The sequence below is a fragment of the Leptothrix cholodnii SP-6 genome, from assembly GCF_000019785.1.
Lineage (GTDB): Bacteria > Pseudomonadota > Gammaproteobacteria > Burkholderiales > Burkholderiaceae_C > Sphaerotilus > Sphaerotilus cholodnii.
This window is the reverse complement of record NC_010524.1, coordinates 202,173-219,418: the sequence shown is the minus strand read 5'-3', so window position 1 is coordinate 219,418 and position 17,246 is coordinate 202,173. Positions and strand designations below refer to the sequence as shown.

The 17,246-nt window shown below is 66.9% G+C and carries 16 protein-coding genes; 8 read left to right on the top strand and 8 right to left on the bottom strand.

Features of this window, described 5'->3' with window-relative positions; all coding sequences use genetic code 11:
• Nucleotides 1–16: 16 nt before the first annotated feature.
• From LCHO_RS01040 to LCHO_RS01025, 4 genes are all read left to right on the top strand, one after another.
• Nucleotides 17–1,324, top strand: coding sequence for an ABC transporter substrate-binding protein (locus LCHO_RS01040; RefSeq protein WP_012345245.1), 1,308 nt, complete (start codon nucleotides 17–19; stop codon nucleotides 1,322–1,324).
• Between the two features lie 20 nt (nucleotides 1,325–1,344).
• Complete coding sequence (locus LCHO_RS01035; RefSeq protein ID WP_012345244.1) at nucleotides 1,345–2,241, top strand: ABC transporter permease; 897 nt, start codon at nucleotides 1,345–1,347, stop codon at nucleotides 2,239–2,241.
• Nucleotides 2,241–3,125, top strand: a complete 885-nt coding sequence (locus LCHO_RS01030; protein ID WP_012345243.1) for an ABC transporter permease — start codon at nucleotides 2,241–2,243, stop codon at nucleotides 3,123–3,125. Before LCHO_RS01035 ends, LCHO_RS01030 begins: the two co-directional genes overlap by 1 nt.
• 68 nt (nucleotides 3,126–3,193) lie before the next feature.
• Nucleotides 3,194–4,000, top strand: a complete 807-nt coding sequence (locus LCHO_RS01025; RefSeq protein WP_012345242.1) for a GntR family transcriptional regulator — start codon at nucleotides 3,194–3,196, stop codon at nucleotides 3,998–4,000.
• A gap of 13 nt (nucleotides 4,001–4,013) precedes the next feature.
• On the opposite strand, the gene LCHO_RS01020 is transcribed toward LCHO_RS01025, so the two are convergent.
• Together LCHO_RS01020 and LCHO_RS01015 are read right to left on the bottom strand one after the other, a co-directional pair.
• Complete coding sequence (locus LCHO_RS01020) at nucleotides 4,014–4,208, bottom strand: YgaP family membrane protein (protein ID WP_012345241.1); 195 nt, start codon at nucleotides 4,206–4,208, stop codon at nucleotides 4,014–4,016.
• Between the two features lie 99 nt (nucleotides 4,209–4,307).
• Nucleotides 4,308–5,051 (bottom strand): Crp/Fnr family transcriptional regulator, encoded by a 744-nt coding sequence (locus LCHO_RS01015; protein ID WP_012345240.1) that lies wholly within the window; start codon nucleotides 5,049–5,051, stop codon nucleotides 4,308–4,310.
• Nucleotides 5,052–5,164: 113 nt separating this feature from the next.
• Here LCHO_RS01015 and LCHO_RS01010 point away from each other — a divergent pair, with 113 nt between their 5' ends.
• Complete coding sequence (locus LCHO_RS01010) at nucleotides 5,165–6,586, top strand: FAD-binding oxidoreductase (protein WP_012345239.1); 1,422 nt, start codon at nucleotides 5,165–5,167, stop codon at nucleotides 6,584–6,586.
• A 63-nt stretch (nucleotides 6,587–6,649) separates the two neighbouring features.
• On the opposite strand, the gene LCHO_RS01005 is transcribed toward LCHO_RS01010, so the two are convergent.
• The 5 genes from LCHO_RS01005 to LCHO_RS00985 all read right to left on the bottom strand — a co-directional run bounded on the left by LCHO_RS01005 (nucleotide 6,650) and on the right by LCHO_RS00985 (nucleotide 13,523).
• On the bottom strand, nucleotides 6,650–8,248 hold the full coding sequence (locus LCHO_RS01005; RefSeq protein ID WP_012345238.1) for a SpoVR family protein: 1,599 nt from the start codon (nucleotides 8,246–8,248) through the stop codon (nucleotides 6,650–6,652).
• 37 nt (nucleotides 8,249–8,285) lie between these two features.
• Nucleotides 8,286–9,572 (bottom strand): YeaH/YhbH family protein, encoded by a 1,287-nt coding sequence (locus LCHO_RS01000; RefSeq protein WP_012345237.1) that lies wholly within the window; start codon nucleotides 9,570–9,572, stop codon nucleotides 8,286–8,288.
• Nucleotides 9,573–9,596: 24 nt separating this feature from the next.
• Nucleotides 9,597–11,519 (bottom strand): PrkA family serine protein kinase, encoded by a 1,923-nt coding sequence (locus LCHO_RS00995; RefSeq protein ID WP_012345236.1) that lies wholly within the window; start codon nucleotides 11,517–11,519, stop codon nucleotides 9,597–9,599.
• 450 nt (nucleotides 11,520–11,969) lie between these two features.
• Nucleotides 11,970–12,878, bottom strand: a complete 909-nt coding sequence (locus tag LCHO_RS00990) for a ParB/RepB/Spo0J family partition protein (RefSeq protein ID WP_012345235.1) — start codon at nucleotides 12,876–12,878, stop codon at nucleotides 11,970–11,972.
• Nucleotides 12,879–12,908: 30 nt separating this feature from the next.
• A complete protein-coding gene (locus LCHO_RS00985; RefSeq protein WP_012345234.1) occupies nucleotides 12,909–13,523 on the bottom strand; it encodes an RBBP9/YdeN family alpha/beta hydrolase in 615 nt (204 codons plus the stop codon).
• A 70-nt stretch (nucleotides 13,524–13,593) separates the two neighbouring features.
• On the opposite strand from LCHO_RS00985, the gene argC reads away from it, so the two are divergent.
• The gene (argC, locus tag LCHO_RS00980; protein WP_012345233.1) at nucleotides 13,594–14,541 is read left to right on the top strand and encodes an N-acetyl-gamma-glutamyl-phosphate reductase; all 948 of its coding nucleotides are present in this window, start codon (nucleotides 13,594–13,596) and stop codon (nucleotides 14,539–14,541) included.
• Nucleotides 14,542–14,621: 80 nt separating this feature from the next.
• Here argC and LCHO_RS00975 read toward each other — a convergent pair whose 3' ends face one another.
• A complete protein-coding gene (locus LCHO_RS00975; RefSeq protein WP_012345232.1) occupies nucleotides 14,622–15,023 on the bottom strand; it encodes an SWIB/MDM2 domain-containing protein in 402 nt (133 codons plus the stop codon).
• A gap of 352 nt (nucleotides 15,024–15,375) precedes the next feature.
• Here LCHO_RS00975 and LCHO_RS00970 point away from each other — a divergent pair, with 352 nt between their 5' ends.
• Nucleotides 15,376–16,119 carry a TerC family protein gene (locus tag LCHO_RS00970; protein WP_012345231.1) on the top strand — a complete coding sequence of 248 codons (744 nt, stop codon included), beginning with the start codon at nucleotides 15,376–15,378 and terminating at the stop codon, nucleotides 16,117–16,119.
• 31 nt (nucleotides 16,120–16,150) lie between these two features.
• Nucleotides 16,151–17,233, top strand: coding sequence for a protein kinase domain-containing protein (locus tag LCHO_RS00965; RefSeq protein WP_150105394.1), 1,083 nt, complete (start codon nucleotides 16,151–16,153; stop codon nucleotides 17,231–17,233).
• Nucleotides 17,234–17,246: the final 13 nt, after the last annotated feature.

Sequence of the window (17,246 nt, the reverse complement as noted above, 5' to 3'; positions counted from 1 at the left end):
CCCAGGAGTGCTCGCCATGTCTGATGACAACCAGTCCCAGTCCCGCCCCGATGTCGACGCCAGCGCTGCCGAGCCGCAACGCCGCCGCTTCCTGAAGACCGCCGCAGGCGCGGGCGTGGCCGCCACCGGCATCACCGGCTTCCCCTTCGTGCATGCGCAGGAAAAGATCGTGCTGCGCTACCTGGGCACCGCGGTGAACCAGGACAAGGCGATCGCCGACAAGTTCGAGGCCGACACCGGCATCAAGATCCAGTACATCCCGGTCACGACCGACGACGTCACCAAGCGCGCCGTCACTGCGCCCAACAGCTTCGACCTGATCGACACCGAGTACTTCTCGCTCAAGAAGATCGTGCCCACCGGCAACCTGCTGGGCATCGACGTCAAGCGCATCAAGAACGCCGACAAGATCACCAGCCTGTTCACCAAGGGTGAGGTGGCCGGCAAGAAGGTCGGCGACCAGGGCACGGCACCCAAGAAGGTGATGTACCTGGACGGCCCGACCGGCAAGAAGTTCGCGGCCTCGCCGACCGGCTTCATGACGCTGATCCCGACCGTCTACAACGCCGACACGCTGGGCATCCGCCCCGACCTGATCAAGCGCCCGATCAGCTCCTGGGCCGAGCTGCTGAACCCCGAGTTCAAGGGCAAGGCGGCGATCCTGAACATCCCGTCGATCGGCATCATGGACGCGGCGATGGTGGTCGAGGCGATGGGCCTGTACAAGTACCCCGACAAGGGGAACATGACGAAGAAGGAAATCGACCTGACGATCAAGACCCTGATCGAAGCGAAGAAGGCCGGCCAGTTCCGCAGCCTGTGGAAGGACTTCAACGAGTCGGTGAATCTGATGGCCTCGGGCGAAGTGGTGATCCAGTCGATGTGGTCGCCGGCCGTGACCGCGGTGCGCACCAAGGGCATCGCCTGCACCTTCCAGCCGCTCAAAGAGGGCTATCGCGCCTGGGCTGCCGGCTTCGGCGTGCCCAAGAGCGTGACCGGGCGCAAGGCCGACGGCGTCTACGAGTTCATCAACTGGTTCCTCGACGGCTGGGCCGGTGCCTACCTGAACCGCCAGGGCTACTACAGCGCCGTGCTGGAGACCGCCAAGGCCAAGATGGAGGCCTACGAGTGGGCCTACTGGATGGAAGGCAAGGCCGCCAGCCAGGACATCAAGAGCCCGAACGGCGACGTGCTGGCCAAGACCGGCTCGATCCGCGACGGCGGCAGCTACGAGGCCCGCATGGGCGGCATCGCCTGCTGGAACGCGGTGATGGACGAAAACGCCTACATGGTCCAGAAGTGGAACGAGTTCGTCGCCGCCTGACGATCGAACCGTAAAAAGCGATGAAAAACAGCACCCGCGCCTCCCGCACAGCCCTCTACGCCTGGCTTCAGGCGGCGCCGCTGACGGCGGTGTTCGTGCTGTTTTTTGTCGTGCCGCTGCTGCTCATCCTGATGGTGAGCTTCTGGCAGGCGACCGAATACGAGCTGATCCCTGCCTTCACCGTGCAGAGCTATGCCGATGTCTTCACCGGCTGCCCGGTGACGGCCGACGGCGACCTGTGCGTCACGTTCAAGACCTACCTCTCGACGCTGCGTTTCGGCGTGCTGACCTGGATCGTGACGGCGTTGCTGGGCTTTTCGATCGCGTATTTCCTGGCCTTCCACGTCAAGACACAGCTGATGCAGATGGTGCTGTTCATCGTCTGCACGGTGCCGTTCTGGACCAGCAACGTGATCCGCATGATCTCGTGGGTGCCGCTGCTCGGACGCAACGGGCTGGTCAACCAGGGGCTGCAGGGCGCGGGGCTGATCGACACGCCGATCGAGTGGCTGCTGTTCTCCGAGTTCTCGGTCGTGCTGGCCTTCGTGCACCTGTACACGATGTTCATGATCGTGCCGATCTTCAACACCCTGATGCGCATCGACCGCAGCCTGATCGAGGCCGCCCGCGATGCCGGCGCCACGCCCTGGCAGACCGTGCGCCACGTGGTGCTGCCGCTCTCGCGCACCGGGCTGATCATCGGCTCGATCTTCGTCGTGGCCCTCGTCATGGGCGACTTCGTGACGGTGGGCGTGATGGGCGGCCAGCAGATCGCCTCGGTCGGCAAGATCATCCAGGTGCAGGCGAGCTACCTGCAGTTTCCGCTCGCCGCCGCCAACGCGGTGATCCTGCTGGCGGTGGTGCTGATGATGATCGCCACGCTGATGCGGCTGGTGAACCTGCGCAAGGAACTCTGATGGCCAAGCCCCCCCGCCCCTCGCGCCCGGCCAGCTTCTGGCTGCTCGGCGCGGTCTTCACGGCCTTCGTGATCTTTCTCTACGGCCCGATGCTCGCGATCTTCGTGCTGAGCTTCCAGGGCCCGGAGGGTGGCCTGACCTTCCCGCTGCGCGGCGTCTCGCTGCACTGGTTCGCCAAGCTCTGGGAAGGCATCGGCGTGATCGACATCGGCGCGGCGTTCCGGCGCTCGCTGGCGCTGGGCGCGGTGGTCATGGCATTGACCGTGGGCTTCGCGCTGCTGGCGGGCCTGGCGTATCGCAAGCGATTGCCCGGTGGCACGCCGCTGTTCTACGTGGTGGTGGCGAGCCTGATCATGCCGTCGATCATCGTCTCGCTGGGCATCGGCCTGATGTTCCGGCTGCTCGACACCGGCCTGAAAGCCGGGCTCGAAGCCTGGTGGCCGGCCGCCGCCGAGACCTTCAACACCACGCTCGGCCTGTTCAGCTCGGGCCTGGGCGCGCAGCTGACCTGGACGCTGCCGTTCGGCCTCTTGATCATGTTCGCGGTCTTCAACCGCTTCAACCCGGCGTATGAAGAGGCCGCGCGCGACCTCGGCGCCACGCCGTGGCAGAGCTTCGTGCACGTGGTGCTGCCGCTGATCGGGCCGAGCCTGGTCGGCGTGGGCATGTTCGGTTTCACGCTCAGCTGGGACGAGATCGCGCGCAGCTCGCAGGCGATGGGCGACCTCAACACCCTGCCGCTCGAACTGCAGGGCCTGACGACCACCGTGACCACGCCGGTGATCTACGCGCTCGGCACGGTCACGACGGTGGTGTCGTTCCTGGTGATGGGGCTGACGCTGGCCACCGTCTGGCTGTGGCAAAGGCGACAGCGCGCCGCCTGATCGCCGCGCCGCGTGCGGATGTCGGCACCGCCGCGGGCAACAATCACGGCCGCCATGAACCTGCCCCGATGACCGCCCCGCCCCGCACCCGAAGCCCGCGCACGCGCAGCGCCCCGGCCGCCCTCGACGGCACGGCACCGACCACCGCCACACAGCGTGTCTACGACGGCATCTACGGCGCGATCCTCGAACACCGCCTGAGTCCGGGCATGCGCCTGCGCGAGGAAGAACTGGCCGCGAGCTTCGCGGTCTCGCGCACCGTGGTGCGCCAGGCGCTGCACCGGCTGGCGCAGGACCAGGTGATCGAGCTGCACCACAACCGCGGCGCGCAGGTGCCGCAGCCCAGCCTGGCCGAGGCGGCGCACGTGTTCGATGCGCGCCGGGTGGTCGAGTGCGAGATCGCGCGCCGGCTGGCCGGCCAGCTCAGTGCCGAGCAGCTGGCGCAGTTGCGCGAGATGGTGAGCGCCGAAGCGGCGGCCGACGCGCGTGGCGACCGGCCGGCGTCGATCCGGCTGTCGGGGCAGTTCCACCGCGCGCTGGCGCAGATGTGCGGCAACCCGGTGTTCGTGCGTCTGCTCGACGAACTGCTGCCGACCACCTCGATCCTGATGGCGCTGTACCAGAACCCCGGCCAGCCCGCCTGCGTCGCGCACCGGCACACCGAACTGATCGACGCACTGACCGGCAGCGGCGCGGCAGGCGCGGCCGAGATGCGCCGCCACCTGCAGGAACTGGAGCGCCTGCTGACACGCGCCGGCAGCAAGGCGCCGGCGCTGCGGGACGTGTTCGCCGCCTACCGCAGCGCAAGCGATGCAAGCGACACGAACGACACCGATCCGCCGGCCGGCAGCGGGCGCCAGGCGCCCGCACGCTAGGCCGGCGCGGCGCTCACTTGGCGCTCATCGGGCAGCTGTTGAAACCGAGGATCGAGTAGACCGGGCAGAACTTCAGCAGGCCGGTGGCCAGCGGCACGACACCGATCCAGCCCCACACGCCGATGGTGCCGGTCAAGGTCAGGGCAATCAGGGCGAGGCCGGCGATGATGCGCAGGATGCGGTCGATGCCGCCAACATTGATCTTCATGAGAGAGCTCCAGGGGTTGACCCGGCGCCTTGCCGGTGTGACCACAGTGTGCTCGGCCCGCCTCGGTGCTTCAGTGACCACGGTCACACAAGAAATCGTTCACGCAATCCGACCCGGCTCGCCGCCGGCGAGCTGGCGCAATGCCGCCGGATCGAGTAAGCGCACCCGCTCGCGGCCGAGTTCGACCCAGCCCGCCTGCTCGAAGCGCTTGAGCAGCCGGGTGACGATCTCGCGCACGGTGCCGAGCTCGTCGGCGAGCTGCTGGTGGGTGACGTGCAAGGTGGCGCCGCGCCCCAGCAGCGCGCCGGCCAGCCGCTGGTCGAGGCGCTGGAAGGCGACCGCCTCGGCCAGCGTGATCAGGTCGGCCATGCGCCCGGCGAACTGGCCGAAGATGAAGCGCCGGAACGGCTCGTGCGCACACCAGCGCAGCACCAGGTCGGCCGGCAGCAGCAGCAGGCGGCTGGGCTGCAGGCTCACGCCGTGTGCGGTCAACGCGATCTGGCCGAACAGGCAGGCCGACGAGACGATGCAGACCTCGCCGGGCAGCACCCGGTAGAGCTCGAGCGCGCGGCCGTTGGGCGTGCCGCGCGCGACGCGCACCGCGCCTTCGATCACCAGCGGGAAACCCCGGCACGGCGCGCCTTCGTCGAACAGCACGGCACCTGCAGGCACCGACACCGGCGGGCCCAGGCGCGCCACGTCCTCACGCCAGTGCGGGGGCGCAACGGCGGCCAGGTCGGGGTAAAGCACGGCCAGTTCGTGCGCGGCCCGTTCATCGACACACGCGGCGCCGGGCGCAGCGGCCTCACCCGGCCCGGACGGTGTTGCTTGGGAGTTGCTCATGGGCCGATCTTGCCTCGAATACCGGCCGGCGCCGACACCGCCGGGCGGCTCGGCCGGGTGCCTAGAATCGCCGGACAAGCCGGGCGATCCCCAGCCCGAGCGCGGAGACTGCGATGAACGCCCCCCATTCCCACGACTGGCAACCCGCGATCCGGCCACGCCCGATGCCCGCGGCGATGCGCGAACAGCTGCAGCAGCGCTTCGGCAGCCGGCTGTCGACCGCACAGGCGGTGCGCGACCAGCATGGCCGCGACGAATCGCCCTACGACACCGCGGCGCCCGAGGCGGTGCTGTTCTGCGAGAGCAACGAAGACGTCGCCGCCGCGGTGGCGATCGCGCACGAACACGCGGTGCCGGTGATTCCGTTCGGCGTCGGCTCGTCGCTCGAAGGCCATCTGCTGGCGGTGCAGGGCGGGCTGAGCCTGGACCTGTCGCGCATGAACCGCATCCTGAGCCTCAACCCCGAGGACCTGACGGTGACGGTGCAGGCCGGCGTCACGCGCATGCAGCTCAACAACGAGATCCGCCACAGCGGCCTGTTCTTCCCGATCGACCCGGGCGCCGACGCCACGCTCGGCGGCATGAGTGCGACCCGGGCATCAGGCACCAACGCGGTGCGCTACGGCACCATGCGCGAGAACGTGCTGGCGCTGACGGTGGTCACCGCCAGCGGCGAGCTGGTGCACACCGGCACGCGGGCGCGCAAGTCGAGCGCGGGTTACGACCTGACGCGGTTGTTCGTCGGCAGCGAAGGCACGCTGGGCGTGATGACCGAGATCACGCTCAAGCTCTACCCGCTGCCCGAGGCGGTGCTGGCGGCGATCTGCCATTTCCCGAGCATCGCGGCGGCGGTCGACACCACCATCGGCCTGATCCAGATGGGCGTGCCGATCGCGCGCTGCGAGCTGATCGACGCGCGCACGGTGGGCATGGTCAACCGCCACAACAAGCTCGACCTGCGCGAGCAGGACATGCTGCTGATGGAGTTCCACGGCAGCCCGGCCAGCGTGCGCGAGCAGGCCGAGACGGTGCAGGCGCTGGCGGCAGAAAACGGCGGCGAATCCTTCGAGTGGGCCGAGACCCCGGAAGAACGCACCCGCCTGTGGACGGCGCGCCACCACGCCTACTTCGCGGCCGTGCAGTCGCGGCCGGGCTGCCGGGCGATCTCGACCGACACCTGCGTGCCGATCTCGCGGCTGGCCGAGTGCATCGTCGACACGGTGGCCGATGTGGACGCCTGCGGGCTGCCGTATTTCCTGGTCGGCCATGTCGGCGACGGCAATTTCCACATCGGTTTCCTGATCGATCCCGACTCGCCCGACGAGGGCCGGATCGCCGAGCAGGTCAACCGGACCCTGGTGGCGCGCGCGCTGCAGATGGCCGGCACCTGCACCGGCGAACACGGCATCGGCCTGCACAAGATGGGTTTCCTGCTCGACGAGGCCGGGCCCGGTGCGGTGGCGCTGATGCGCCAGATCAAGCACGCGCTCGACCCGAAGAACATCATGAACCCGGGCAAGATCTTCGCCTGGTGAAAGCAGGGCGGCCCGGCTGCAGAGCTGCAACCGGGCCGCCGTTCAGATCGGGGATCGCGCGGCTCAGTGAGCCGGTGCCGGCACCGTCCAGCGCTTGGCGATGTCGCCGGCGCCGTTGACGCTTTCCAGGTGCACGGCAAAGCCCCACAGCCGCGCCACGTGTTTCAGCACCTCCTGCGCACCGTCGGCGAGCGGGCGGTCGTTGTGCTGGAAGTGGCGCAGCGTCAGCGAGCGGTCGCCGCGCAGGTTGACGTTCCAGACCTGGATGTTGGGCTCGCGCTGGCCCAGGTCGTACTGGTGCGACAGTGCCTCGCGCACGCGGCGGTAGCCGGCGTCGTCGTGGATCGCCGCCACCTCGATCTCGCTCTTCTTGTCGTCGTCGACGATCGCGAACAGGCGCAGGTCGCGCATCAGCTTGGGGCTCAGGAACTGGCCGATGAAGCTCTCGTCCTTGTAGTTGCGCATCGCGTGGTCGAGCGTGGGCAGCCAGTCGGAGCCGGCGATGTCGGGGAACCACTCGCGGTCTTCGGCGGTCGGGTTCTCGCAGACGCGCTTGATGTCGGTGTACATCGCGAAACCGAGCGCGTAGGGGTTGATCCCGCTGTAGCCCTTGTCACCCACGCGCGGCTGGTAGACCACGTTGGTGTGCGACTTGAGCCATTCGATCATCACGCCGTCGGTCAGGTAGCCGTCGTCGTACATGGTGTTGAGGATCTTGTGGTGCCAGAAGGTGGCCCAGCCCTCGTTCATGACCTGGCTCTGGCGCTGCGGGTAGAAGTACTGCGCCACCTTGCGAACGATGCGCACGATCTCGCGCTGCCAGGGCTCGAGCAGCGGCGCGTTCTTCTCGATGAAATAGAGCAGATTCTCCTGCGGCTCGCTCGGGAAACGGCGCGCCTCCTGGGCCTCCTCGGCCTTGTCGGTGCGCCGCGGCAGGGTGCGCCAGAGGTCGTTGACCTGCTGCTGGGCGTAGGCCTCGCGGTCCTTGCGGTCGGCCAGTTCCTGCGCCAGCGACTTCTTGCTCGGCCGCCGGTAGCGGTCGACACCGTGGTTCATCAGCGCGTGGCAGCTGTCGAGGAAACTCTCGACCGCGTCCATGCCGTGGCGCTCCTCGCAGTCGGCGACGTAGTTCTTGGCGTAGACGAGGTAGTCGATGATCGACGACGCGTCGGTCCACATCCGGAACAGGTAGTTACCCTTGAAGAAACTGTTGTGGCCGTAGGCGGCGTGGGCGATCACCAGCGCCTGCATCGCCATCGTGTTCTCCTCCATCAGGTAGCTGATGCAGGGGTTGGAGTTGATGACGATCTCGTAGGCCAGGCCCATCGCGCCGCGCTTGTAGTTCTTCTCGGTCGAGATGAACTCCTTGCCGTAGCTCCAGTGGCGGTAGTTGACCGGCATGCCGACGCTGGCGTAGGCGTCCATCATCTGCTCGGCGGTGATGATCTCCAGCTGGTTCGGATAGGTGTCGAGGCCGAAGCGTTCGGCGGTCTGGCGGATGACCGTGTGGTAGCGCTCGATCAGCTCGAAGCTCCAGTCGCTGGGCGCCGGCAGCGGCTCGCTCGGGCGCTGCAACAGGGGCAGCGGCTGACGCAACGGCGTGCGCATCGCGGCGCCGCGCAGGGGCGCCTCAGGGGCCGCAATCAAGGTCTCGGTGTTCATCAGCGGACTCCTGGGTCTGCGAAGGTCGGCACCGCGCTCATGCGCTGGCGCCTTCCTTCTTGAACAGGTCACGGAAAACCGGATAGATCTGCCCGGCCTCGGTCACCTTGCGCATCGCGAAGTGCGGGCCGGAGGCCTCGGCCAGCCGGCAATACTCTTCCCACAGGTTCTGTTCGGGCTCGGCCACCTGCACGTAGGCGTAGTAGCGGCACAGCGGCAGGATCTTCTGCTCGAGCAGCTCGCGGCAGCGGCCGCTGTCGTGGTGCCAGTTGTCGCCGTCGCTGGCCTGCGCGCCGTAGATGTTCCACTGGTCACTCGGGTAGCGGGCGCGGATGATCTCCTCCATCAGCACCAGCGCGCTCGACACCACCGTGCCACCGGTCTCGGTGGAGTGGAAGAAACCCTGCTCGTCGACCTCCTGGGCCTGGGTGTGGTGGCGGATGAAGACGATGTCGATCTTCTCGTAGTGCCGCGTCAGGAACAGGTACAGCAGGATGAAGAAGCGCTTGGACAGCTCCTTGCGCCCCTCGTCCATCGAACCCGACACGTCCATCAGGCAGAACATCACCGCCTTGCTGGTGGGCACCGGCACCCGCACGCGGTTGCGAAAGCGCAGGTCGAGCGGATCGAGAAACGGGATCGCGCCGAGCCGGTGACGCAGGGCCGAGATGCTCGCCTCGGTGTCGGCGATCAGCTGCAGCGCCACCGCATCGCCCGGCTTCAGATCGCGTTTCAGCTCGACCAGCAAGGCCTCGAGTCGACGCAGTTCGCGGCGGCTCTCCATGCCCAGCGCGATGCGCCGTCCGAGCGCCCCGCGCATCGAGCGCACGACGTGCAGGTTGCTCGGGTTGCCGGCGCTCACGTAACCGGCGCGGTGGCTCTTCCATTCGGGCGTTTCGGCCAGCTGGGTGCGGATCAGGTGCGGCAGCGCCAGGTCTTCGAAAAAGACCTGCATGAACTCTTCCTTGCTCAGGCTGAAGACGAAATCGTCATCGCCCTCGCCCGAATCGCTGGCCTGCCCGCCGCCCTTGCCGCCCCCGCCACCGCCGGGCGGACGCTTGATGCGGTCACCGGCCAGGTATTCCTGGTTGCCCGGATGCACCATCTCGCGCTTGCCGCCCGAGCCGTGGTGGAACACCGGCTCGGAGACATCCTTCTTCGGGATGCGGATCTCCTCGCCACGCTCGAGATCGCGGATGCCGCGACCATCGATCGACCGGCGCACGGCCTCCCGTATCTGCCCCTTGTAGCGGCGCAGAAAGCGTTCGCGGTTGCCGATCGACTTGTTCTTGCCGGCCAATCGGCGGTCGATGATCTGCTGCATGTTTGCCCTTGATCTGTCTCGGCTTCAGCTGGACTTGCGCACCCGCAGATACCACTCGCACAGCAGCCGCACCTGCTTGCCGGTGTAGCCCTTGTTGACCATGCGGTTGACGAAGTCCTCGTGCTTCTTGGCCTCGTCTGCGCTGGCCTTGGCGTTGAAGCTGATGACGGGCAGCAGTTCCTCGGTGTTGGAGAACATCTTCTTCTCGATCACCACGCGCAGCTTCTCGTAGCTGGTCCAGACCGGATTCTTGCCCTGGTTGTTGGCCCGGGCACGCAGCACGAAGTTGACGATCTCGTTGCGGAAGTCCTTCGGGTTGGCGATGCCGGCGGGCTTCTCGATCTTCTCGAGTTCACCGTTCAGCGAGCCGCGGTCGAACACCTCGCCGGTGTCGGTGTCGCGGTATTCCTGGTCCTGGATCCAGTAGTCGGCGTAGGTGACGTAGCGGTCGAAGATGTTCTGGCCGTATTCGCTGTAGCTCTCCAGGTAGGCGGTCTGGATCTCCTTGCCGATGAACTCGGCGTAACGCGGCGCCAGCAGCTCCTTGATGTAGGCGACGTACTTCTGCTCGAGCTCGGCCGGGAACTGCTCACGCTCGATCTGCTGCTCCAGCACGTACATCAGGTGCACCGGGTTGGCGGCGATCTCCTGGCTGTCGAAGTTGAAGACCTTGGAGATGATCTTGTAGGCGAAACGCGTGCTGATGCCGCTCATGCCCTCGTCGACGCCGGCGTAGTCGCGGTACTCCTGGTAGCTCTTGGCGCGCGGGTCGGTGTCCTTCAGGTTCTCGCCGTCGTAGACCATCATCTTGCTGTAGAGGCTCGAGTTCTCGGGCTCCTTCAGGCGGGTCAGGATGGCGAACTGGCTCATCATCTTCAGCGTGCCCGGTGCGCAGGTGGCGCCGGCCAGCGAGCTGCCCTTGAGCAGCTTCTCGTAGATCTTCACTTCCTCGCTCACGCGCAGGCAGTACGGCACCTTGACGATGTAGATCCGGTCGAGGAAGGCCTCGTTGTTCTTGTTGTTGCGGAACGCCTTCCACTCGCTCTCGTTGCTGTGCGCCAGCACGATGCCGTCGAACGGGATCGCGCCGAAGCCTTCGGTGCCCTTGAAGTTGGACTCCTGCGTGGCCGTCAGCAGCGGGTGCAGCACCTTGATCGGCGCCTTGAACATCTCGACGAACTCGAGCAGGCCCTGGTTGGCCAGGCACAGGCCGCCGGAGTAGCTGTAGGCGTCCGGGTCGTCCTGCGCGTAGGTCTCGAGCTTGCGGATGTCGACCTTGCCGACCAGCGAGCTGATGTCCTGGTTGTTCTCGTCACCCGGCTCGGTCTTGGAAATGCCGACCTGCTTGAGGATGCTCGGGTAGCGCCGGACCACCTTGAAGCGCCGGATGTCGCCGCCGTATTCCTCCAGCCGCTTGACCGCCCACGGGCTCATGATCCGCGTGAGGTAGCGCCGCGGGATGCCGTATTCCTTCTCGAGCACCGGTCCGTCTTCGTCGTTGTCGAACAGCCCGAGCGGCGACTCGTTCACCGGCGAGCCCTTGACGGCGTAGAACGGCACCTCCTGCATCAGCAGTTTCAGGCGCTCGGCGATCGAGCTCTTGCCACCCCCGACCGGGCCCAGCAGATACAGGATCTGCTTCTTTTCCTCCAGGCCCTGAGCGGCATGGCGGAAGTAGCTGACCACCTGCTCGATGGCCTCTTCCATGCCGTAGAACTCGGCGAAGGCCGGGTAGATCTTGATGACCTTGTTGGCAAAGATGCGCGACAGCCGCGGGTCGTTGCGGGTGTCGACCATCTGCGGCTCACCGATGGCCTTGAGCATGCGCTCGGGGGCCGTGGCGTATGCCAGAGGGTTGCGCTTGCACTCGGCAAGGTACTCCTCCAGCGTGAGTTCCTCTTCTTTGGTGCGCTCGTAGCGAGCGGCGAAGTTGCTGATCACGTCCATGCAGGCCTCCTGGGAGTCAGGGGATGCAGAGGCATGATCAGTGCCGCTGCACCAGGGAAGATCTGATGAAGTCCGTACGCCGCCTTCGTGTTGAGCGGTGCGAGGCTTCATCAGAGCTTTCCGTCGCTCTGCCGACGTCTAACGCGATCTCTTTCGTCTGACCCGATGGTGTCAGCTTCGTTCAACTTGAGGTGTTTCGCCTGCTGAAGAACCCGCAGCTTGCTCGCCTTTTATGAACGCCCGGTGGCTCGCTGCGGAATTCTTCACTTGCTACACGGCCGGCTGTTGACCTTGGTTGACATTGCAAGCCCTGTGCCCGTCACGAGCCGACTGTGCGACAGCGGCCACCGGTTCGCAACCTCCGTCACAGCATGCGTGCGCAACGGCCGAAGGTCAACATGGAAAGGCCTGCCGATGGCGCGACCCGGGGTTCGGCGAGGGGAGTTTCGCTCAGCGTTCGCTCAGGCCCAGCTTGTCGAGCAAGCCGTTGAGTTCGTCCAGCGAACCGAAAGCGATCGCGATTTCGCCCTGCTCCCCGCGTTTGGTGCGCTTGCGCACCCGGATCTCGACCGCGGCAGTCAGCGCGTCGGCGAGTTGCTCCTCGATGCGGATCAGATCGCGCGACTTGTCGGCCTTCATGCGCAGTAACGGCGCCTGCCGCGCACTCTCCTGGCGCGAGACCAGTTTCTCGGCCTCGCGCACCGACAGCTTGCGCGCGACGATCTCGTGCGCGCCGGTGATCTGGTGCACACGCTCGAGCGGCAGCAGGGCACGGGCGTGACCCATGTCGAGGTCACCCGCCATCAGGAGCTGCTGCACCGGATCGGCCAGGTTGAGCAGGCGCAGCAGGTTGCTGGTGGCACTGCGGCTGCGGCCGATCGCCTGCGCCGCCTCTTCGTGCGTCAGGCCGAACTCGCTGATCAGGCGCTGCACGCCCTGCGCTTCCTCGAGCGGGTTGAGATCCTCGCGCTGGATGTTCTCGATCAGCGCCATCGCGGCGGCGGTCTGGTCGGGCACGTCGCGCACCAGCACCGGCACCTCGTCGAGCCCGGCCAGCCGGGCGGCCCGGCTGCGCCGTTCGCCGGCGATGATCTCGTACATCGGCAGGCCGTCGCGGGCGTCGACGGGGCGCACCAGGATCGGCTGCATCACGCCCTGCGCCTTGATGCTCTCGGCCAGCTCGAACAGCGCGCCCTCGTCCATGCGGGTGCGCGGCTGGTAGCGCCCGGGTTGCAACTGCGCCAGCTTGACGGCGCTCGGCTGCGGCTGTCCGCCGTTGCTGTCGGTGTCGACGCCGACCTGCGGTCCGAGCAGAGCTTCCAGACCGCGACCGAGACCTTTGGGCTTCTTGGTGACCATGCGGCGATTGTCGGCGATCGCGCGGCGCGTTCAGCCGGTCTGCCTCGCGCGCCGAATCAGATCCTGCAGCGCAGCATGGCCCTCGGGCCAATCGCCCAGGCCGGACACCGAATTGAGATGCCCCCGCGCCCCCGCTTCCACGACCTCGGCGCCCCATTCGGAGCACAAGCCGAGCGAACGTTCATGCGAACCGTACGGGTCGTCGCTCGAGATCACGGCACAGCATGCAAACGGCAGGCGGCGCCGGTTGATCGGACGCCAGTTGTGCAACTGGGGCGGCATGTCGGGCCGCTCGGTATCGGGCGGCGCCACCAGCAAGGCCGCCTGCACGCGCGCCGCGTGGGCACTGTGCGCCGACCACGCGGCCACCAGGTGGCAGCCGAGACTGTGCGCCACCAGCACCACCGGGCGGTCGTCGGACTGCACGACCTCGTCGAGGCGCGCCATCCAGTCGCCTCGGCGTGGCCACAACCAGTCGCTCTGCTCGACGCGCTCGTAGCCGTGCAGGGCGACCCAGCGGCTTTGCCAGTGGTCGGCGTCCGAATCCTGCCAGCCCGGCAGGATCAGGACCCGATGCGCCTCGGGTGAATCGGAAGAAGCACCGGCCGCGTCACGACCGGGAGAAAGGGAGGGAGAAATCGCCATGCCGTATTCTTGCGGCTGGCGATCCCGACGTGATCACCGCCCGACCCAAGAGACCTGAAAGAGCCCAGAGATGTCCAAGAAACATACCGTGTTTGTCGACGGCCAGGAGGGCACGACCGGCCTGCGCATCCACGAATACCTGGCACAGCGCGCCGACATCGAGGTGTTGCGCATCGCCCCCGAGCTGCGCAAGGACGGCGCCGAGCGCGCCCGCCTGCTCAACGCCGCCGACGTGGCCTTCCTGTGCCTGCCCGATGCCGCCGCCAAGGAAGCGGTGGCGCTGATCACCAATCCGGACACCTGCCTGATCGACGCCAGCACGGCGCACCGCATCGAACCGGGCTGGGCCTTCGGCCTGCCCGAACTGGCGCCGGGCCAGCGCGAACGGCTGCGCACCGGCAAGCGCATCGCCAACCCGGGCTGCCACGCCAGCGCCTTCATCCTGCTGCTGCGGCCGCTGGTCGACGCCGGTCTGGTGGCGCCTGAACTGGCCGTCAGCGCCACCTCGATCACGGGCTACTCGGGTGGCGGCAAGAAGATGATCGAGCAGTACCAGGCCGGCGACGATGCCCGTCTGCAGTCGCCGCGGCCTTATGCGCTGAGCCTGGCGCACAAGCACATCCCGGAAATGATGGCGCACACCGGGCTGCGCACCAAGCCGCTGTTCATGCCGGTGGTGGGCGACTTCTACAAGGGCCTGGCCGTGACGGTGCCGCTGCACCTGAATCAACTGGTCGCAGGCACCAGCGCGCAGCGCATCCATGACGCCTTGAGCCGCCACTACGAGGGCGAGGCTTTCGTGCGGGTGATGCCGCTCAACGACGCGGCCACGCTGGAGGACGGATTCTTCGACATCCAGGCCTGCAACGACACCAACCGGGTCGACCTGTTCGTCTTCGCGCAGGGTGAACAGGCCCTGCTGATGGCGCGCCTGGACAACCTGGGCAAGGGCGCCAGCGGGGCAGCGGTGCAGGCCATGAACCTGCACCTGGGTGTCGACGAGGCCCTGGGCCTGTAGAAAAAAGAAAACCCGGCCGAGGCCGGGTTGTCTGCCAACACCCGGATCCCACCGACGGGATCCGAGCCTGGATCGCCAGCTCAGGACAGCTGATCGCTGATGAGCTTGGTCATCTCGAACATCGAGACCTGATCCTTCTTGAAGATGGCCTTCAATTTGGCGTCGGCGTTGATCATGCGCTTGTTGGCTGCATCCTGAAGCTGGTGCTTCTTGATGTACTCCCAGACCTTCTTGGTCACCTCGGTGCGCGGTGCCGGCGTGTTGCCGATCACAGCGGCCAGAGCGGCCGAAGGGGTCATCGCTTTCATGAACGCCGCGTTCGGCGTGCGCTTCGCAGCCACGTCGGTCGCAGCCGCCTTCTTCAGCGCGGGCTTGGGCGCCGTGACCTTCTTGGCGGGGGTCTGGGCGACCACCGTCGTCTTGTCGGCCGCGGCCTTATCGGCCGGTGCCGGCTTGGCGGCGGCTTTCTTCGCAGTTGCCATGTCTGATCTCTCCATCAAGGACGGTTGATGTGCCGGTGGCGGGTGCGTGCCGCATGAACACGCATTCTCCTGATAGCACCGAGCGCTGCGAATGGTACTGCCTCCGCAGGGGTGTTGAGAAGGCGGTTTCCCTCTGAAAGCAGCTTGCTGCCGCTTGATCCAGCGCATGGGGCGGACATCGCTGCCCATCAGGCGCCTCGACGAGCGGGGAACACGCACGCGGAAGTGCGTGGTGCTACGCATGAAAGTGCTCGAACAACGCTCATACACTCTTGCGAATCGTCGATCCGCCCTGTCTTGCGCAGCGCAGCGATCGAAGCCAAGGCACTATCAGCGTCTGCACAGGATCTCCATGGAACAGTTTCTCACGCCCGATTTCTGGCTGGCCGTCGGTCAGATCATCATGATCGACATCCTGCTGGGGGGCGACAACGCCGTCGTCATCGCCCTGGCCTGCCGCAAGCTGCCTGCGGCACAGCGCCGCGCCGGCATCCTGTGGGGCACGGCGGGCGCGATCGTCCTGCGGGTCGTGCTGATCTTCTTCGCGCTGACCCTGTTGCAGGTGCCGTTCCTGAAGATCGTCGGCGCCCTGTTGCTGCTGTGGATCGGCATCAAGCTGCTGGTGCCCGATCACGACGATGCACACGGGAGCATCCAGGCCAGCGACAAGCTGTGGGCGGCGGTGAAGACGGTCATCGTGGCCGACTTCGTGATGAGCCTGGACAACGTCATCGCCATCGCCGGCGCGGCCGAAAGTGCCGGTGGCGACCATGCGCTGCCGCTGGTGATCTTCGGCCTGCTGGTGAGCATCCCGATCATCGTCTGGGGCAGCCAGATGGTGATCAAGCTGATGGATCGCTTCCCGATGATCATCACCATCGGCGGCATGCTGCTGGGCTGGATTGCCGGCACGATGGCGGTCACCGACCCCGCACTGGCCACCTATCTGGTTCCGGCCGCAGCCGACGGCGCAGCAGGCACGCCGGAGGTCAGCGCCTCGGTGCGTTACGCAGCCGGCGTGGCCGGTGCACTCCTCGTCTTTGCGTGGGGGAAATGGCTGGCATCGCGCTCAGCGAGCGTCGCACACAGCAGCTGAAGCTGGCGCGCCGCTGCGGCCCATCGGATGCATGGCTGGAAACCCGTCAGCCATGAACAGCACCCCGGCCGATCGGCCCGAATCGGCGTCTGCGCCATCACCGTCCGGTGAACCAGAAGGGCCCCGCCTGGGGCCTTATCGGCTCGGACGAGAACTGGGCCGCGGCACGATGGGCCGGGTCCACCTGGCACACGAGATCGAAACCGGCCAGGAAGTCGCCATCAAGACGCTGGCGCTCGCCCGCGAGTTCAGCGGCTTCGCGCTGCGCGAGGCCTACGCCCGCTTCCAGCGCGAGATACAGGCCGCCGGCCGGCTGCGCCATCCGGACATCGTGCGCGTGATCGACTCCGGCGAGACCGACGGACTGGCCTACATCGTGATGGAGCGCCTGCACGGCAAAGACCTGTCCAACCACACGCAGGCGCAGACCCTGATGCCGGTCTCGACCGTGGTGGCGATCGGCGCCCGTGTGGCCTCGGCGCTCGCGCACGCGCACGCGCACGGAGTTGTCCACCGCGACATCAAGCCCGCCAACGTGATGATCGACGGCCCGCGCAATCAGGTCAAAGTGATGGATTTCGGCATCGCCCGCCTTCACGACGCCAGCCGCACGCGCACGGGGCTGGTGCTCGGCTCGCCGTCATACATGTCGCCGGAGCAGCTGGCCGGACGCAATGTCGACGGCCGCAGCGATCTGTATTCGCTGGGCGTGCTGCTGTTCCAGCTGTTGACGTCTCGCCTGCCGATCGTCGGCACGTCGATGGCCTCGTTGATCCATGCCATCGCCCACACCAACGCGCCCGACGCACGGCAGCTGCGCCCGGGCTTGCCAGAGGAACTGGCCAACCTCGTCAGCATCCTGCTCGAGAAACGCCCGGAGCTGCGCTACCGCGACGGCCTGGACGTGGCCGCCGATCTGCGCCTGATCGCATCGATGCTGCAGCGCCGCACCGACGCCTCGAGCGATCAGCCGATGCTGTCGGACGCAGCGCCTGCCACGGCGGCGGCTGTCGATCCCGCGCCGCAAGATGCGGCATCGGTGCAGGAAGTCGCGCCAGCCGCGGACCCGGACGTTTCTCACGCTGCAGCGATGCGGGCACAATCCCGCCCGTGACCATGGACCGTTC

Bases quoted from the DNA above. Each gene is read 5' to 3' on its own strand.
- LCHO_RS00975 (WP_012345232.1), bottom strand. From the start codon at position 15,023: ATGGCAACTGCGAAGAAAGCCGCCGCCAAGCCGGCACCGGCCGATAAG.
- LCHO_RS00995 (WP_012345236.1), bottom strand. From the start codon at position 11,519: ATGGACGTGATCAGCAACTTCGCCGCTCGCTACGAGCGCACCAAAGAA.
- LCHO_RS01010 (WP_012345239.1), top strand. From the start codon at position 5,165: ATGAACGCCCCCCATTCCCACGACTGGCAACCCGCGATCCGGCCACGC.
- LCHO_RS00985 (WP_012345234.1), bottom strand. From the start codon at position 13,523: ATGGCGATTTCTCCCTCCCTTTCTCCCGGTCGTGACGCGGCCGGTGCT.
- LCHO_RS01025 (WP_012345242.1), top strand. From the start codon at position 3,194: ATGACCGCCCCGCCCCGCACCCGAAGCCCGCGCACGCGCAGCGCCCCG.
- LCHO_RS01000 (WP_012345237.1), bottom strand. From the start codon at position 9,572: ATGCAGCAGATCATCGACCGCCGATTGGCCGGCAAGAACAAGTCGATC.
- argC (WP_012345233.1), top strand. From the start codon at position 13,594: ATGTCCAAGAAACATACCGTGTTTGTCGACGGCCAGGAGGGCACGACC.
- LCHO_RS01015 (WP_012345240.1), bottom strand. From the start codon at position 5,051: ATGAGCAACTCCCAAGCAACACCGTCCGGGCCGGGTGAGGCCGCTGCG.
- LCHO_RS01030 (WP_012345243.1), top strand. From the start codon at position 2,241: ATGGCCAAGCCCCCCCGCCCCTCGCGCCCGGCCAGCTTCTGGCTGCTC.
- LCHO_RS00970 (WP_012345231.1), top strand. From the start codon at position 15,376: ATGGAACAGTTTCTCACGCCCGATTTCTGGCTGGCCGTCGGTCAGATC.
- LCHO_RS01040 (WP_012345245.1), top strand. From the start codon at position 17: ATGTCTGATGACAACCAGTCCCAGTCCCGCCCCGATGTCGACGCCAGC.
- LCHO_RS01035 (WP_012345244.1), top strand. From the start codon at position 1,345: ATGAAAAACAGCACCCGCGCCTCCCGCACAGCCCTCTACGCCTGGCTT.
- LCHO_RS01005 (WP_012345238.1), bottom strand. From the start codon at position 8,248: ATGAACACCGAGACCTTGATTGCGGCCCCTGAGGCGCCCCTGCGCGGC.
- LCHO_RS01020 (WP_012345241.1), bottom strand. From the start codon at position 4,208: ATGAAGATCAATGTTGGCGGCATCGACCGCATCCTGCGCATCATCGCC.
- LCHO_RS00965 (WP_150105394.1), top strand. From the start codon at position 16,151: ATGGCTGGAAACCCGTCAGCCATGAACAGCACCCCGGCCGATCGGCCC.
- LCHO_RS00990 (WP_012345235.1), bottom strand. From the start codon at position 12,878: ATGGTCACCAAGAAGCCCAAAGGTCTCGGTCGCGGTCTGGAAGCTCTG.